Source organism: Streptosporangium fragile, assembly GCF_039534445.1.
In the GTDB taxonomy this organism is placed as follows: domain Bacteria; phylum Actinomycetota; class Actinomycetes; order Streptosporangiales; family Streptosporangiaceae; genus Streptosporangium; species Streptosporangium fragile.
Map to the genome: position 1 here is coordinate 1 of NZ_BAAAVI010000068.1, position 16,393 is coordinate 16,393.

Genomic DNA, 16,393 nt, shown 5'->3' on the forward strand with positions numbered 1-16,393 from the left:
TGTCCCTGCTCGCCCTCGTCCGCGGTGAACCGGCGCCGCGCACGGAGGAGGGCCTTCGCTGCGAACTGGTGCCGCGCGAGTCCAGCGGGCCGGTGAGGTCCGGCCGGTCGGCATCCCGGTGAGATCCCGGGTGTCCCGTCGTGTCTCCATCAGAGAGCATTCGAGCAGGCTGTCGCCCGTGAAACGGCGGAAGTCCAGGACCTGCCCGGGGCTGAGGCTGTACGGGGCGTACCGCGGCGGTGTGACCTGGTCGAACGCGCTGCACGGCTGTGACCGGAACGCGGTACCCCACGCCCCGTTGAGCGCGTCGATCGTGCCGTACCGGCACTCCGGCCAGGCGCGGAAGGCATGCCGGCCGAGGCGGAGTAGTCGGCGTGGACGTGGCAGACGTGTTCGTTGTTCACGTGCCACAGCATGACCGCGGGACGGGACGCGTACCGTTCGGCGATCCGGCCGACCAGCTCGGGGTTGTAGTCACCGCCGAAGTCGATGCGCATCGTGCTCACTGGACCCCTGTCCGGTCGTGTCGTCCCGTTGCGGGCCCGTTCCCCGTGTGGTGGATCGGAACGGGCGGGTGGGCGGGCGACACGGAACAATAGTGAACGTTCACTTTTGCGTCAACGGTCGTGCGGGGCCGCTCTCCCGGGCCGCCGCGCGCCTCCCGTGTCCGGCGGCGACCTTTCCCGAAACCGCCTGATCATGTGTCCGAGACCCGCCCTTGACGGTGCTGTTACCGGCATGCAAACTTCGGAATGCGCTTTCCGGCTTGCGTACCCTCCGTTCGCCGGGGTCAGGAGGTCATGAATGGTCGTGTCAGGAAGAGCCCCGTGACCGCTCTCGGCGAGCTTCAGGGGCGGCGGAGTCCCCTCCGGCTCGACCTTTTTCTCCATGCCGTACCTCTGGCGGGGATTCGCCCGACTTTGGCATGTGAGACGCCTCGGTGCTCGCCCGGCTGCTCCTGGTGATCATTGTCGTCTTCGCCGCCATCGGCTTCCGGGCCGCCAGGTATCGGGTCGTCTGCGATGACCGAGATCAACGAACGGCAGGCCTCCGCCGGCACCCCGGTCGGGGCCGGGGGCCTTCCCGTCCCCGAGACGCCGTGTGGCGGCGCGCCTTCGCGGCAGGTTGCGGTAAGTGCTTTCCGTGCGATGACGGCCTGCTCAAGCACATCGGTCTGATCCCGCCGGCGTGAGCCGCAGGCAGAGACCGACGCCGCGTGACGGGCGGGATTCCCCCGGCGGGATTCCCCGCTCGCCCCGCGGCCCCACACAAGGAGTGATGAAGGTTCACATGTCCCCACGTAGTCACCGGATGGCCATCGTCGGAACCGGCGGGATCGCCGCCGCGCACGCGGAGGCCATACGCGCCTCCGCCGGCCGGGCGCACCTGGTCGCCGCGGCCGACGTGGACATCGACCGCGCCCGTACGTTCGCCGCGGCGTGGGACGCGCCGCACGCCTACGCGAGCCTGACCGAGCTGCTGCGGGAGGAGCAGGTGGACCTGATCTGCCTGTGCACCCCTCCCGGGCAGCACGCCCCGCTGGCGGCGCAGTGCCTGCGGGCCGGGGTCACCGTGCTGGTGGAGAAGCCGCCCACGCTCTCCCTCGCCGAGCTGGACGAGCTCGCCGCGCTGGAGCGGCGCTCGCCCGGACACGTCGCGACCGTTTTCCAGCACCGCTTCGGCCCGGCCGCCGTCCGGTTGCGCCGGATGGTCGCGGACGGCGAGCTGGGCCGCCCGCTGCTGGCGACCTGCGCCACCCAGTGGTACCGCGACGACGCCTACTTCGCGGTGCCCTGGCGCGGGAACTGGACGACGGAGGGCGGCGGGCCGACGATGGGCCACGGCATCCACCAGTTCGACCTGCTGTTCTCGGTGCTCGGCCCCTGGCGGGAGGTCAGCGCGCTGGCCGCGCGCCAGGCCCGCTCGACCGACACCGAGGACGTGTCGATGGCGCTGGTGACCTTCGAGAACGGCGCGGTGGCCACGGTGGTCAACTCGGTGGTGTCGCCCCGGCAGACCTCGGCGCTCCGGTTCGACTTCGAGCGCGCCACGGTCGAGGTCGAGCACCTGTACGGCTACACCGACGACGACTGGACCCTGACCGCGGCGCCCGGGCACGAGGACGTGCTCGCCCGCTGGACGCCCGGGTCCGGGGGCGCGCCCAGCGGGCACGCCGACCAGCTCGCCGCGGTGCTCGACGCGCTCGACAACGGCGAGCCGCCGCCGGTGACCGTCGAGGACGCCCGGCGGACGATGGAGTTCATCGCCGCGCTCTACGCCTCCGCCTTCACCGGCGAGCGGGTGCGAAGCGGTCAGATCGGCCCCGACAGCCCGTTCTGGCTGCGGATGAACGGAACCGCGGCCCCGTGGGACAAGGTGAACACACAGTGACCCCTCCTCCGCTTCAGGCATGCCACGTTCTCGGCCGGTCGGTCACCGTCACGGCCGGGGACGTCGAGCTGTTCACCTACACCTACCGGCCCGACACCCCCACGCCGGAGTCGCCCAAGCCCTACCTGCACCCCGTCCGCACGCTGGCCGGTGAGGTGGTGTCGCTGTTCCGGCCGCACGACCACGTCTGGCACAAGGGCATCGCCTGGTCCCTGCCGCACGTGGGCGAGCACAACTTCTGGGGCGGTCCGACCTACGTGCACGGCAGGTCCTACGTGCAGCTGGACAACAACGGCAGCGCCGTCCACCGGGAGATGACCGCGCTGTCGGTCTCGGACGACCGGGCCGAGATCGCGCACCGGCTCGACTGGATCTCCCAGGCCGGGCGGCCGGTCATCGACGAGCACCGCGCCCTGACGGCCGTCGTGCCGGACGAGGCGACCTGGGCGCTGGTCTTCGAGACGTCGATGACCAACGTGTCCGGGGCGCCGATCGACATCGGCTCGCCGACCACCAAGGGGCGGGAGAACGCCGGGTACGGCGGCCTGTTCTGGCGCGGCCCCCGGGCCTTCACCGGAGGCGTCGTCGACTCCCCCGACGGGCCGGGAACGGCCGACGAGCTGCGCGGGAAGCGGGCGGAGTGGTTCGGCTTCCGCGGCCGGCACGACGAGACGGGAGACTGGTCGTCGATCGTCATGGTGGACGACGCCGCCAACCCGCAGCACCCGCCGCAGTGGTTCGTCCGCAGCGAGGAGTTCGCCTGCCTGTGCCCGGCGCCGTTCTTCAGCGAGGAGGTGCGCGTGGAGGACAGCGCGACGATCTCCTTCCGGTACGCCGTCGTGATCGCCGCCGGGGACCGGGGCGAGGACGGCGTCCGGCTCCTGGCCGACCTGGGCCGCGCCGCCCTCGCCGGCACCGCGGCCGGAGGGCCGGCGTGAGGCCGCCGGCCTTCCCGGGCGGGACCTCCGTCACCCGCCTGTCGGTCTACGGCGGCACGTGCCTCGACGGCCTGGCGGGTGGTACGCCGCACATGCACACCGCCTCCACCGAGGCGTACGTCGTGATCGGCGGCAGCGGCGCGCTGCAGACTCTCGACCTGTCCGGCTTCCGGGAGACCGAACTCGGCGCCGGCTCGACCGTGTGGTTCACTCCCGGAACGATCCACCGGGCGATCAACCGCGGCGGCCTGGAGGTCGTCGTCGTGATGCAGAACGCCGGGCTGCCGGAGGCCGGCGACGCCGTCATGACCTTCCCCCCGGAGATCGTGGCCGACGCGGCACGCTACCAGGAGGCGGCGGCCCTGCCCTCCGACGCGCCCGACGGGGTGCTGGAGGCCGCCGCCGCGCGCCGGCGCGACCTGGCCGTGGAGGGGTTCCTGCGGCTGGCCCGCGGCGTGGCGGACGGCGACACCGGCCCCCTGGAGCGCTTCTACGACAGCGCGGTCGCGCTCGTCCGTCCCGTGGTCGCCGGGTGGCGGCGGACCTGGGAGGACACCGTGGCCCGGGAGACCCGGCACACCGCCGGGGTGCTGGACGCGCTGGAGCGCGGCGACGGGGGACACCTGCGCGACGCCGCGCTGCTGGAGTCGCCGCCCGGCCCCACCGCCCGGTGGGGCATGTGCGGACGCCTGCGCACGCACGACGTCGCGCACCCGGTGCTGCTGTCCTCTCCCGGCGGACCGGACGCGGGCCGCCCCGGTCCGTAGGCGTTCCGCTCCCCGGCCGATGATCGCCAACGTGACCCGATGGCCCGGTGACGGAACGCGCGACATGGATGACGCGTCGGCGACGCTCGCGGGACGGCGCCTCGAAGCCCCGTCCATGGGGTGCCCGCCGACGGCGACCCTCCGCGACACCGCGCGGGAGGCGCCACGGCCGCGACCCCCGCCGCGCATTGTCAATCGAATATAAAAACGTGTGGCGGTTCTGTGGGGGACTGCGTTTTTCCCGGGCGGCCGCCGGCCCGTTCCGCCGGGCCGCTCCGGTTCCGGCCGGGGCCCGCCGGCCGTCCGATTCCATGCCGAGGACGCGTTTTCCCGGGTGTGCCCGGCTCGTCCGGCGTCACCGGCGGGGCCGGTGGAACAGTTGACCGAAGTGCTTGGGCGACCGCGTTCCGGCGGCCGTGGGCGATGTTTCCCCTTCGCCGCGCCGGCTCACGATCGGGGCGTAACTGTGCTGCTCATTAGGCATGTTGAAGGAAGGCGGGGAGGTGTTCGGGTGCGGGATCGGCGCCCTTCGGACACCCGGGGAGACTTTCCGGCCGATGCGGTCCCGTCCTTTTCACAGGTCGTTCCATCGGACGGTGAAGCGCTTATCTCAATGGAGGTGCAATTGACTTAGCGGGTTGATGTGCGCGCCCGGCCGTGGTGTTTCAAGCGTGAATATTGACGGTGAAAATGGCGCTATCTACTCTCGCGATGTCCAGCACATTAAAAGGGAGTGGCCGATGAAACGCATCCGAAACCTCGCCGCCGTCGCAGTCGCCGTCATGGCGCTGGTCGTCGCCCCGCTCCCCGCCTCGGCGGCCACCACCAACATCCACCGGGACACCGCGGTGGGCGCTCTCTACTCCGGCAACGTCCGCGCGACGCTGATCCAGCCGGTCTCGGTCACGACCACGCTCGGCACCGCCACCTGCAACACCGGCAACATCGACGCGAACGTCCAGTCCAACGGCACCGCGCTGAACGTCACGGCCTTCAGTTTCAGCAACACCCCCGGCCCGGCGTGCCCGAACAGCATCGGCGGCTCCTCGACCGTGACCCCGGTCGGGCTGTCCTGGCTCGGCGGCGACGTCGTCTTCGCCACCGGCGGCGGGACCGTCACCATCAGGAACCTCAAGGTCTCCTCAGTGACCACCGGCTGGTTCGGCACCCTCACCTGCGTCTACCGCGGCTCCGGCACCGGTAACAGCCTCACCCTCACCGCCTACAACCCCGACAACCCCGCCCGCCCGGTCACGACGGTGAACGAGGCCCAGGCGAGGGCCAACGGCGCCAGCCTGACCAAGGACAGCGGCAGCCTCCTGTGCCCCAGCTCGGCCACCTTCAGCGCCACCTTCAAGCTCCTGGGCGAGAAGGTCGCCGGGTCCGGCACCTACGACCAGACGCTGTACCTCACCTCCTGACCGGCCTCGCGCCGGCGACACCCTCGGCCCGCCCCCCGGCACGCACCCGGGAGGCGGGCCGCACGTGCGTGTACGGTGCCTCCGCCCGGTGCGTCCCCCGGCAGGTGAGCGCGCGGACCGCCTGGTAGACGCAGAGCAGGGCCCAGATCTCCTGCGCCACCGTCTCCGGGGTCCTGGAGCGCAGCACGGCCGGGCCGCCCCGATCCGACCGCAGCCAGGCCAGCGCCCTGTCCATGATCCAGCGTTCGGCGTACCGCGCCGCGAGCTCGGCGGCGGGTGCCCGTGCCGGATCGACCAGGGTGGTGATCAGCCACTCCGCACCGGGGAGCGGGATGACCCGTAGCGGCGCCCCTCCCCAGCCCGGCGGCCGCGACAGGTACGACCCGTCCCCGAGCCGGCGCGCCACCGGGAACCGGGCGGTCCGGCCGACCCCCCACAGCAGGTGGACGCCGGCCTGCGACGCCTGGCGCCACAGCGCGTCGCCGTGCGGGCCGGGGCGGGCGAGCAGCAGCACGCCGGATCGCAGGTCGCGCAGGAGCCGCGGCGCCAGCTCGTACCGGCCGGTCCCCGAACCGCCGATCGTCGCGTCGATCAGCGCGTGCGTCCCGTCGTCGGCCACGGCCGCCACCCGGACGCAGGGCAGGCGGGGCCCCTCCCGCGGGTAGCCGAAGGCCGCGTTGTCACGGGTCTCGGGGACGGTCAGCGTCGTGCCGTCCATCGTGACGGGGCGCAGCCCGGCCGGGCCGGGGGCGGCGGCCCGCGCCTGCGGCCCCGGCCCGGCCGTCCGGCGGAAGAGCACCCGCAGCGGCTCCGCGCCGAGCCGCGCGCGGGCCCGGCTGATCGCCGACGTGCTGGGCGGCTCCCACGACCGGGTCCAGCGCGAGTGCCACGCCAGGCCGTTCAGCAGCAGGCGCATGACCTCGTCGTAGTTCCGGTCGGGGAACATGCACAGCGCCAGCACGTAGTAGATCGTCAGGCGGACCGGCAGCGCCCGGCGCCGCCGGTCCGCGCAGCCGGTGATCTGGACGACCTCGTCGAGGAGCGGCGCGGGGAAGGCGGAGATGAGGATCCCGATCGACAGGTGATCCGCCAGTCGCCCGTCGCCCGGCTCGGTCTTCACCCGCGTAGTCGTGCCCGGTGCGGGCCGTTGTCAAGCCGGGTACGGTCAAACGCTTTATTTGTTATACAAACCTATCGAAAAGCTCCCAAAAACTGCGCGTGAGATGAGTGCCGCGGGAGCGGTCGCCCGTTCCCCACGGGGCGGTCGTCAGCTCTCCCGCGGGGGCGCGGTGGAGGAGCGGACGACGAGCTCGGCGCCGACGGTGTAGCGGCGCGGCTCCGGCTCCTGGCCGTCGATCGACCGGAGCAGCAGGTCGACGGCGAGCCGCCCCAGCTCGTGGGCGCCCGTGTCGACGACCGTGATCGCCGGGCTCCACCACTCCAGCAGCGGCATGTCCTCGAACGCCACGACCGACAGCGCGCCCGGCATCTCGACGCCCGACCCGGCCAGCACCGGCAGCGCCCCGTAGGTCGCCTCGTGGTTGCCCAGCAGCAGCGCGGTCGGTGCCCGCTCCACCGCCAGCAGCTCGCGCATGGCCCGTGCCCCGTACGCCACCTCGAACGGGCCCCGCCACACCAGCGCCGGATCGGGGGTCACGCCCGCCTCGGCCAGCGTCTGGACGAACCCGGCGTACCGGTCGCGGCCCGAGGTGGTGTCCGGCGGGCCGCCCATGAAGGCGATCCGCCGGTGGCCCTGGGCGAGCAGGTGGCGGGTGGCGGCCACGGCGCCCTCGCGGTCGGCGGCGAGCACGGCGGGCCCCCGGGAGCCCTCGATCTCCCGGATGAGGTCTATCACCGTGATCCCGGACGCCCGCAGCTCGTTGACCCCCTCCGCGTTCTGCCCCGTGCCCACGATCAGCACGCTGTCGACCTGGTGGTCGCGGAGCAGCCGCAGGTAGTCGGCCTCGATCGCCGCGTCGGCGTTGGTGATGCAGAGCAGCGCCTGGTAGCCCGAGGCGACCAGGCGCCGCTGCACGGTCTCCACGACCGTGTGGAGGGTGCTGTTGACCAGGTTGTCGAGCACCAGCCCGACCAGGCCGGAACGCCGGGTCCGCAGACTCGCGGCGGCGAGGTTGCGCCGGTAGCCCATCGACCGGGCGAGCCGGGAGACCCGGCGGCGGGTGGACTCGGAGATCTCGGAGGAACCGGAGAGCGCGCGGCTCGCCGTGCTCACCGACACTCCGGCTGCTGCGGCGACGTCACGGAGCGTGGCGGCCATCTCTTCCCCGTCTCCTCAGGGCCCTGTCCGGCGGTCCGGGTCTCTCCTAGATGATCTTCTCGGATGATACGGCTCCGGGGCCCCGGGGTCACGGCGTGCCGACGGACGGGGTCCGGCCACCGGGCCGATCACGCCGGGCCGTACACCGACCCGGAGGGCGAGCGGGCGGGTCCCCGGGCGACCGGCCGGCGTGGGCCGGCGCGGCCTTCGCCCCCGGACCGAGGACCGCGCGACCGCTGCGGCCGGCCACCTGTCCGCCCCTCGTCATCGCGTATCAGCTCAAGATCGAGCGATCTCACAGGCGTGCAAACGATTCCGATCAACCTCTTCCATGTCAAGACTTGATTGGATAAAACAAGCAGGTGGGAATGGGTGTCATGTTTCGGAACTGTTTCCGCGAACATCGAAAACAGGGGAGCCCACGTGGATCGATACGAGCTCGCACGGCCTGGACCTCGGAGCGCGGCCACGGCGTGGCCGGTCACCGGGGCCGCCCGTCCGGGCGGGTTCCGTGGCTGAGCGGGCCGGGCACGTCGAGATCCTGGTCGACGGTGTCCCGATCAGCGCGCGTCCCGGCATGTCGCTCGCGGCGGCGATGATCGCCGCGGGACGCTGGCATTTCCGCAGGCACCCCGTCACCGGTGCGGCCCGCGGGCCGCTCTGCGGCATGGGCGTGTGCTTCGAGTGCGAGGTGCGCGTCGACGGTCGCGACGCCCGGCGCGCCTGCATGGTCGCCGTGACCGGCCCGGTAATCGTGGAGACCGGCACCGGCCCGCGCCGGGAACCGGACGGCGCCGGTACGGGCGGATCCGCGGGGTCCGGGGTGGAGCCGGCGGGATGACCGGCCCGGCGGGTGGGACCGCGGTGCTGCGGGCGGATGTGGCCGTGGTCGGCGGCGGACCGGCCGGGATGGAGGCCGCCCTGTGGTGTGCCCGGGCCGGGCTGGCGGTCGTCGTGCTCGACGAGCACGAGGATCTCGGCGGCCAGTACTTCCGGCGGCGGCACCCCGCGATCAGGGCGGTCCACGGCGACCACCGGCCGGAGGGCACCGCGCTGGCGGAGGCCGTCCGGGCATCGGGGGCCCGCGTGCTGACCCGGCACGTCGTCTGGGGCGTCGACGGCCGGGCCCTGCTCGCGCATGACGAGGAGGGGGACCGCGCGCTGCGGGTGGAGGCCGGTCACGTCGTGGTGGCGACCGGCGCGTACGAGCGGGTGCTGCCCTTCCCCGGGTGGGAGCTGCCCGGCGTGGTCACCCCCGGACTCGCCATGCACCTGGCCACCATGGACCGCGTCGCGGTGGGCAGCCGCGTCCTGCTGGCCGGCTCCGGGCCGTTCCTGCTGCCGGTCGCCTGCGCCCTGCTGGAGGTCGGCGCCCGGGTGGTCGCCGTGGTGGAGGCGGGCAGGCCGTACCGGCCCGGCGGGCCGGGCGTGCGCGGCGGCGTGGAGGCGCTGCGCCACCCCGCGCGCCTGGCCGAGCTGGGCGGCTACCTCGCCCGGCTGGCCAGGCACCGGGTGCCGGTGCTGCAGGACCGCGTCGTGGCCGAGGCCGTCGGCGGCGCCCGGGTCGCCCGGGTGCGGACCGTGCGGACCTGCGGGGGAGGCGACCGCGAGTTCGAGGTGGACGCCCTCGCGGTGGGCTACGGCTTCCGTCCCGCCACCGAGCTCGTACGGTTGCTCGGCGCCCGTACGGTCGTCGACCCCCGCACCGGCGACGTGGTGATCGCGGCCGGCGACGACGGCGCGACCAGCGTGCCGGGGCTGTACGCCGTCGGCGAGCTCGCGGGGGTCGCCGGGGTGCACGCGGCCCGGTTGCGCGGCCGGCTGGCGGCGATGTCGATCACCGCCGCCGCGGCCGGCGAGACCCGGGCGGACGGCCGGGAACGTGAGCGGCTGCGCCGCAGGCTGCGGCGGCTGGTCGCGTTCGCGTCGTTGACCGGGCGGCTCTACCCGCCGCCCGTGGAGATGGTCGACACCCTCCCCGACGAGGTGCACGTCTGCCGCTGCGAGGCGGTCCCGGCGGGCCGGGTGCGGGCGATCGCGCGGACCGGCCTGAACGACGTCCACGCGGTGAAGGGCGGGAGCAGGGCGGGCATGGGGCTCTGCCAGGCGCGCGAGTGCGGCACGGCGCTGTGGCGGCTGGCCGGCGCGAGCGGCTCGACGGCTCCGCTGCCGGCGCGGATGCCGGTCAGGCCGGTGCCGACGGGTGTCGTCGCCGACATGGACCGTTCCGGCCCGGCGGATCCGGCCGGCCCGGAACAGGTGTGAAACGCCGATCACAGATATGCGACGTTCTTGTGAAATTCAGTGAACAAAGTTCTTGATTCGCTCCCTTTCTGTGTGGCCCATCCCCGCTGAGCATGGCTTTTTCCTGTGAACAAGTTGCCGTCTCTTGTTCACCAAACTCATGTCTGATAGAACATTCGCCAGATGCAGGCCGGGTGGGCCGTGAACAGAAGGCCGGATCACCCCGTGGCCTACCTCTTCGCTGCCCCCTGGAGGACTGCCATGCCCGGCTTCTCTCACCCTCGGCACTCGGGACCGCCCGCCCTGTCGCGCCGTTCCGTGCTCCAGCTCGGCGGCGGGGTCGCCCTCCTGCTCGCGGCGGGGTGCGCCGCCGGGACCAAGGCCGGCGGCTCCGGTGCCCCCGCCGCGAGCGCGTCCTCCGGCGGGGGCGCCGCCGCCTCGACGCTGCGGATCGCGGTGAGCAGCTACCTGAGCAGCTGGGACCAGGACTTCGTCGGTTTCGACCTGACCGCCCTGATGCTCTACAAGAACGTCTTCCCCTACATGATCGACTACGGCGTCACCACGGTCGACGGCGGCCAGATCCTCGACACCTCGGCCATCGCCCCGACCTTCGCCGAGTCCTTCGAGCCCGACGCCGACAACAAGGTCTGGACCCTCAAACTGCGCAAGGGCGTCAAATTCGCCAGCGGCAACGAGATGACCGCCAAGGACGTCAAGTGGTCCAAGGACCGCGCCTTCGCCGCCAAGGCCAACGTCGCCGGCGTCTACCGGCTGATCGGGCTCACCAAGGCCGACCAGGTCGAGGTCGTCGACGACTACACCGTGCGCTTCACCCAGGCGTTCCCCAGCGCGCTGACCCGGCAGATCCAGGCGATCTCCCTGTACGTCTTCGACTCCGAGGAGGCGAAGAAGCACGCCACCGACGCCGACCCCTGGGCCAAGGAGTGGTTCGCCAAGAACCCCCCGACCGGCGGCTACTTCAATGTGGAGAAGGCCGTCCAGGGCCAGGAGATCGTGCTGGCCGCCAACGCCGGCTACCCCGGCCCCGACGGCGCCAGGAGCTCCACGATCCGGCTCACCGTGGTGCCCGCCGCCGCGAACCAGCGCCTCCAACTGCAGAACGGCGACATCGACATCGCCCTCGGCCTCGGCCAGCGCGACATCAAGGACCTGAAGAGCGCCGAGGGCATCAAGGTCATCTCCGCGCCGAGCAACAGCCAGGTCGCCATCCAGATGTCGGTGACCACCGCCCCGTTCGACGACCCCGCGGTGCGCAAGGCGCTCGCCCACGCCGTGCCGTACGAGCAGATCATCGCCAACGTCTACGGCGGGGACGCCCGGCCGACCAGGAGCGTCGTGCCGCTGGACATGCCGGGGTACGCGGAGACCGGCTACCCCTACACCTACGACCTGGCCAAGGCCAAGGAGGCGCTGGCCGGCGCGGGCAAGACCTCGATCGGCTCCGAGCTGGTCTTCGAGACCGACAACGAGACGCAGCAGCAGATCGCCGTGCTGGTGCAGAGCGAGGCCAGGAAGGCGGGCATCGAGCTGAAGCTCACCCCGCTCGACCCCGCCACGCTCGCCGAGCGCCGCGAGAAGAAGAACATCCCGCTGCAGATCACGGTGGGGCAGCTCTGGGTGAACGACGTGGAGTACATGCTCGGCACCAGCTTCACCGAGGGCGCCAACCTCAACTACGCCAACTACACCAACCCCGAGATCGAGAAGATCTTCGAGGAGTCCCACACCGTGGTGGAGGAGGCCGAGCGGGCCAAGCTGTGGGCGCGCGCGCAGGAGATCCTGGCCGAGGACGTGCCGTGGGTCGTCATCTGCCAGCCCAACTTCAACCTCCCGGTCCGTGAGGAGGTGGCCGGGTGGGTCCAGCCGATGGACGGCCTCGCCCGGCTGCGCTACCTCACCGTCGCCAAGTGACCCATGCGCGTCCTCCGGTTCCTCCTGCGGCGGCTGCTCCAGCTCGTCCCGGTGCTCCTCGGCGTGGTCGTCCTCACCTTCCTGCTCGTCAGGGTCCTGCCGGGTGACCCGATCCGGACGATCCTCGGCCCCAACGCCACCGAGGCCGACGCCGCCGCGGCACGGGCCAGGTTCGGGCTGGACCAGCCGCTGTGGCGGCAGTTCCTCGACTACCTCGGGGGACTGGCCACCGGAGACTTCGGCACCTCGATCCAGAGCGGCACCGCCGTCGGAGCCGAGATGGCCCTGCGCATCGGGCCGACCATGGAGCTGGTCGTCATCGCGCTCGCCGTCGCGCTCGTCCTGGCCACCGTGCTCGGCATCTGGTCGGCGCGGCACGCGGGCCGCTTCGGTGACCACACCGTCCGCGTCGCCGCGCTGGTCGGCAACTCCGTGCCGGAGTTCTGGCTGGGCCTGGTGCTCGTCCTGGTCGGCTACAGCGTCCTCGGCTGGGCCCCGGCCCCCAGCGGCCGGGTCGACCCCGACACCGACCTGACCCTGATCACCGGGGCCGACCTGCTGGACGCGGCGCTGACGGCCAACGGGCCGGCGTTCGTCTCCGCGCTGGAGCACCTGGTGCTGCCGGTCGCCACGCTGGTGATCGTCATCGTCGCGCCGCTGCTGCGCAGCGTCCGGGCCTCCGCGCTGGAGGTGCTCGCCTCGGAGGCGTACACCGCCGCCACCGCGCACGGACTGAAGGGACGGCTGCTGCTCCGCGGCTACCTGGTGCGGGCCGCGCTGGTGCGGCTGCCGGCCCTGGCGGCCCTGGTGTTCGGCTTCTCGATCGGCTCGACCGTGCTCGTGGAGTACGTCTTCTCCTGGCAGGGCTTCGGCCAGTGGGCGCTGCGGGGCCTGCTGTACCGGGACTACCCGGTGGTGCAGGCGTCGGTGCTCGTGATCGCGCTGTTCTACGTGGTGGTGTTCCTCGTCGCCGACGTGGTCCAGGCGATCCTCGACCCGAGAGTGCGGATCTCGTGAGCCTCGACGTGAGAGGGGGGCCTGGTGAACCTCGGCCCGAGAAGCAGGAACCCGGTGCGCCCCGGCCCGAGGCGCGGGGGTCTGACGAGCCCCGGCCCGGAAGGCGCGGATCCGATGATCCCGGGACCGGGAGCGAGGGCCTGATGGCCGGGGCGACGGCACGCGTCCGCGAGACCGGCGGGGATCGCCGTTTCGCGTCGTCCCTGATCGCGGTGGGCTCCGCCATCCTGGCCCTGGTCGCGGTGGCGGTGGTGTTCGCCCCGCTGCTGACCCCCTGGGGTCCCGAGGAGATCGACCCCGCCGCGTCCCTCGCCCCGCCGGGCGGCGCCCACCTGCTCGGCACCGACCTCAACGGCATGGACGTCTGGAGCCGGGTCCTGCACGCCGCCCGGCTCGACGTCGGCATCGCGGTCGCGGCCGTCGCCCTGGCCGTGGTCGCGGGCAGCCTGGTCGGCCTGGTCGCCGGCTACCGCGGCGGCTGGCTCGACGACGTGCTGATGCGGGTGCTGGACGTCTTCCAGGCCTTCCCCACCTTCATCCTGGCCCTGGCGGTGGCCGCGCTCCTCGGCAGCGGGACCGCCAACCTGATCGCGGTCGTCGCCCTGGTGAACGCGCCCGCCTACGCCCGGCTGGTCCGCGCCGAGGTGCGCTCCATCAGGGAACTGCCGTTCGTGGAGGCGTCCCGCACCTCGGGGGCGTCCTCCTGGGGCGTGCTCTGGCGGCATGTGCTGCCCAACAGCCTCACGCCCGTGCGCGTCATCGCGCCGCTGAACTGCGGCTGGGCGATGCTCACCCTGGCCGGGCTCTCCTTCCTGGGGCTCGGGGTGCCGGTGCCCACCGCCGAGTGGGGCGCGATGATCAGCGTCGGCACCGGTGACGTCGTCGCGGGGCGATGGTGGACCTCGGTCCCGCCCGGCCTCTTCCTTCTGATCTGCGTCCTGGGCTTCAGCCTCCTCGGCGAGGGCCTGCAGGAACGCGCCGACTCCACGAGGAGGTGACGGGCGGTGACACTGCTCTCGATCGAGGACCTCTCCGTCGTGATCGACCGGCCGGGGCGCCGGGTGGCCGCGCTCAGCGGGGTGAACCTGCACGTCGACCCCGGTGAGGTGGTCGGCCTGGTCGGCGAGAGCGGCGGCGGCAAGAGCATGGTGGCCCGCTCCGTCATGGGCCTGCTGCCCGGCGGCTCCCGGGTGACGGGACGGGTCCTGTTCGACGGCGCCGACGTACTGGCGATGGGCGCCGCCGAGCTGGAAGCGTTCCGCGGGCGCGGCGCCGCGATCTGCTTCCAGAACCCGCGCGGTGCGCTCAGCCCGACCAGGACCGTCGGGCGTCAGCTCGTCGACCGGCTCGTCACCCACCGGGGGCTGGCCCCGGCACCGGCCAGGACGGTCGCCGCCGAGTTGTTCGAGTCGGTCGGCATCCGCAGCCCGCGGCGGCGCCTGAACGCCTACCCGCACGAGCTCTCCGGCGGCATGGCCCAGCGCGTCATGATCTCGCTCGCCACGGGCTGCGCGCCCGGCCTGCTGATCGCCGACGAGCCCACCACCGGGCTGGACGTCACGCTGACCAGGGAGATCCTCCACCGCTTCCGGCTGGCCGCCGAGACCGAGCGGCGCGCCGTCCTGCTGATCTCCCACGACCTCGCCTCGATCGCCGAGGTCTGCGACCGCGTCGTGGTCCTGTACGCCGGGACGGTCGTGGAGGCCGGACCGGCCGAGCGGGTGCTGCGGGAGCCCGCCCACCCCTACACACGGGCCCTGCTGCGCTCGGTGCCCGACATCGACGGGCGGCCGGTGACCGCCACCCCGGGCTCGATGCCGCTGCTGGCGCGGGCGCCGGCCTCGTGCGCGTTCGCGCCGCGCTGCGCGCACGCCACCGAGGTGTGCACCCGGGACCTGCCCGCCGCCGGGCCCGTGGATGGCGGCTGGAGCGTCGCCTGCTTCCACCCCCGTTCCGGTCCCCTCACCGAGCCGGCCGAGTCCACCGACCCCGCCGGGCCTGCCGAGTCCACCGAGTTCACCGAGTCCACCCGGTCCACCGATCCCGCAGATCCCGCCGACTCCGCCGGGTCTGCCGGGTCTGCCGAGCCCCCGCCCCCCGGCCGCACGACCCCGCCCACCGGATCCGCGGCCCCGCCCGCGCCCGGGGGAGCGGCCGGGGGAGCGGGCCTGCCGTCCCCGGAGAGGCCGGGGGAGACGGGCCCTTCCGGTGCCACCACGGCGGATCCGCCCGCCGCCCACGCCCTCCCGGCGCGACCGGCGCCCGCCGACTCCGGGGAGTCCGCCGAATCCGGGAAGGTCGCCGGTTCCGGGAATGTCGCTGATCTCGGGAAGCCCGGCGGTGCCCGGAAACCCGCCGGTGCAGGGAAGGGGCCAGGTCCCGGGAGGACCCCGGGCTCCGGGAGGCCCGCCGGTGCCGGGGAGATCCCCGGTGGCGGAGAGGTCCTGCGGATCGAGGACGCGCACGTCGTCTACGGGGCCCGTTTCGGCGGCGGCGGTCACCACGCCCTGCGCGGCGTCAGCCTCAGCGTCGCCGCGGGCGAGACACTGGGCGTCGTCGGGGAGAGCGGCTGCGGCAAGAGCACCCTGGCCCGGCTGATGCTCGGCCTGGTACCGCCCTCGCGGGGCCGGGTCGAGGTGGCCGGGCACCCGTTCTCCGAGGTCAGGGGCAGGCGGCTGCGCCGCCTGCGCACCCGTGCCCAGCTGGTCTTCCAGGACCCGGTCGGGTCGCTCAGCCCCCGGCGGACGGTGGCGGACGCGATCGGCGAGCCGTTGCGCGCCGCCGGGGTGCCCGCGGCCGAGCGGGAGGCGCGCGTGGCGCGCGTGCTGGAGCGCATGGAACTCGACCCGTCGATCCTGCGCCGCCGCCCGCACGAGCTGTCCGGCGGGCAGGCGCAGCGCGTCGGCATCGCCCGCGCGCTGGTGGGCGAGCCCGATCTCGTCGTCTTCGACGAGCCGACCTCGGCGCTCGACGTCACCGTGCAGGCACAGATCCTCAAGGTCATCGCCGAGGTGAGCGGCGACCGCTCGCGCGGTTCGGTCTTCATCTCCCACGACCTGGCCACCGTGCGCGGGTTCTGTGACCGCGTCGTGGTCCTCTACCTGGGGCGGATCGTCGAGGAGGGACCGGTCGAGGAGGTCTTCGGCAACCCCCGCCACCCCTACACCCGGGCGCTGCTGTCCAGCGCCCCCAGCCTGGGCGCCGGTTTCACCGGCCCCCGGGTCGAGCTGACCAGAGACCTGGAGGAGGCGGACGCCGCGGTGGGCTGCGCCCTCGCGCCGCGTTGCCCCTTCGCGACCGACGAATGCCGGGAGCGGGAGCAGGAGCTCCGCCCGTACGACGCGAGCCGTGTCGCCTGCCGGCGCGCCGCCGAGATCCCCGCGCTGATCGAAAGGTGACACC

At 73.2% G+C, this 16,393-nt stretch carries 12 protein-coding genes and 1 pseudogene; 10 read left to right on the top strand and 3 right to left on the bottom strand.

The features are described from left to right. Positions 1–497, bottom strand: a pseudogene (locus tag ABD841_RS40965) (beta-galactosidase); the annotation flags it as partial. A gap of 793 nt (positions 498–1,290) precedes the next feature. Between ABD841_RS40965 and ABD841_RS32390 the strand changes: the two are divergent. From ABD841_RS32390 to ABD841_RS32405, 4 genes are all read left to right on the top strand, one after another. After that, positions 1,291–2,391 (top strand): Gfo/Idh/MocA family protein, encoded by a 1,101-nt coding sequence (locus tag ABD841_RS32390; RefSeq protein WP_344979739.1) that lies wholly within the window; start codon positions 1,291–1,293, stop codon positions 2,389–2,391. Continuing rightward, a complete protein-coding gene (locus tag ABD841_RS32395) occupies positions 2,388–3,329 on the top strand; it encodes a DUF6807 domain-containing protein (RefSeq protein WP_344979741.1) in 942 nt (313 codons plus the stop codon). The genes ABD841_RS32390 and ABD841_RS32395 overlap by 4 nt, the downstream gene beginning before the upstream one ends. Next, positions 3,326–4,096 (top strand): cupin domain-containing protein, encoded by a 771-nt coding sequence (locus ABD841_RS32400; RefSeq protein WP_344979743.1) that lies wholly within the window; start codon positions 3,326–3,328, stop codon positions 4,094–4,096. Before ABD841_RS32395 ends, ABD841_RS32400 begins: the two co-directional genes overlap by 4 nt. Before the next feature lie 740 nt (positions 4,097–4,836). Then, complete coding sequence (locus ABD841_RS32405; protein ID WP_344979745.1) at positions 4,837–5,517, top strand: hypothetical protein; 681 nt, start codon at positions 4,837–4,839, stop codon at positions 5,515–5,517. Here the strand turns inward: ABD841_RS32405 and ABD841_RS32410 are convergent. Next, positions 5,507–6,637, bottom strand: a complete 1,131-nt coding sequence (locus ABD841_RS32410) for a transposase domain-containing protein (RefSeq protein ID WP_344979746.1) — start codon at positions 6,635–6,637, stop codon at positions 5,507–5,509. The two genes, ABD841_RS32405 and ABD841_RS32410, sit on opposite strands and share 11 nt — an antisense overlap. 147 nt (positions 6,638–6,784) lie before the next feature. After that, complete coding sequence (locus ABD841_RS32415) at positions 6,785–7,795, bottom strand: LacI family DNA-binding transcriptional regulator (protein ID WP_344979747.1); 1,011 nt, start codon at positions 7,793–7,795, stop codon at positions 6,785–6,787. Positions 7,796–8,306: 511 nt separating this feature from the next. Here ABD841_RS32415 and ABD841_RS32420 point away from each other — a divergent pair. The 6 genes from ABD841_RS32420 to ABD841_RS32445 all read left to right on the top strand — a co-directional run bounded on the left by ABD841_RS32420 (position 8,307) and on the right by ABD841_RS32445 (position 16,389). Then, positions 8,307–8,636 (top strand): (2Fe-2S)-binding protein, encoded by a 330-nt coding sequence (locus tag ABD841_RS32420; protein ID WP_344979748.1) that lies wholly within the window; start codon positions 8,307–8,309, stop codon positions 8,634–8,636. Next, positions 8,633–10,060 (top strand): FAD-dependent oxidoreductase, encoded by a 1,428-nt coding sequence (locus ABD841_RS32425; protein ID WP_344979749.1) that lies wholly within the window; start codon positions 8,633–8,635, stop codon positions 10,058–10,060. The genes ABD841_RS32420 and ABD841_RS32425 overlap by 4 nt, the downstream gene beginning before the upstream one ends. Positions 10,061–10,300: 240 nt before the next feature. After that, positions 10,301–11,974, top strand: coding sequence for an ABC transporter substrate-binding protein (locus ABD841_RS32430; RefSeq protein WP_344979750.1), 1,674 nt, complete (start codon positions 10,301–10,303; stop codon positions 11,972–11,974). 3 nt (positions 11,975–11,977) lie between these two features. Continuing rightward, the gene (locus ABD841_RS32435) at positions 11,978–12,991 is read left to right on the top strand and encodes an ABC transporter permease (protein WP_344979752.1); all 1,014 of its coding nucleotides are present in this window, start codon (positions 11,978–11,980) and stop codon (positions 12,989–12,991) included. A gap of 143 nt (positions 12,992–13,134) precedes the next feature. After that, entirely contained in the window at positions 13,135–13,989 is an 855-nt protein-coding gene (locus tag ABD841_RS32440) for an ABC transporter permease (RefSeq protein WP_344979754.1), read from the top strand. Between the two features lie 6 nt (positions 13,990–13,995). Further along, a complete protein-coding gene (locus ABD841_RS32445; protein ID WP_344979756.1) occupies positions 13,996–16,389 on the top strand; it encodes a dipeptide ABC transporter ATP-binding protein in 2,394 nt (797 codons plus the stop codon). Positions 16,390–16,393: the final 4 nt, after the last annotated feature.

What these genes read in the sequence shown, in the direction of transcription:
- ABD841_RS32390 (WP_344979739.1), top strand. Translation starts at nt 1,291, where the DNA reads ATGTCCCCACGTAGTCACCGGATGGCCATCGTCGGAACCGGCGGGATC.
- ABD841_RS32405 (WP_344979745.1), top strand. Translation starts at nt 4,837, where the DNA reads ATGAAACGCATCCGAAACCTCGCCGCCGTCGCAGTCGCCGTCATGGCG.
- ABD841_RS32415 (WP_344979747.1), bottom strand. Translation starts at nt 7,795, where the DNA reads ATGGCCGCCACGCTCCGTGACGTCGCCGCAGCAGCCGGAGTGTCGGTG.
- ABD841_RS32425 (WP_344979749.1), top strand. Translation starts at nt 8,633, where the DNA reads ATGACCGGCCCGGCGGGTGGGACCGCGGTGCTGCGGGCGGATGTGGCC.
- ABD841_RS32430 (WP_344979750.1), top strand. Translation starts at nt 10,301, where the DNA reads ATGCCCGGCTTCTCTCACCCTCGGCACTCGGGACCGCCCGCCCTGTCG.
- ABD841_RS32435 (WP_344979752.1), top strand. Translation starts at nt 11,978, where the DNA reads ATGCGCGTCCTCCGGTTCCTCCTGCGGCGGCTGCTCCAGCTCGTCCCG.
- ABD841_RS32440 (WP_344979754.1), top strand. Translation starts at nt 13,135, where the DNA reads ATGGCCGGGGCGACGGCACGCGTCCGCGAGACCGGCGGGGATCGCCGT.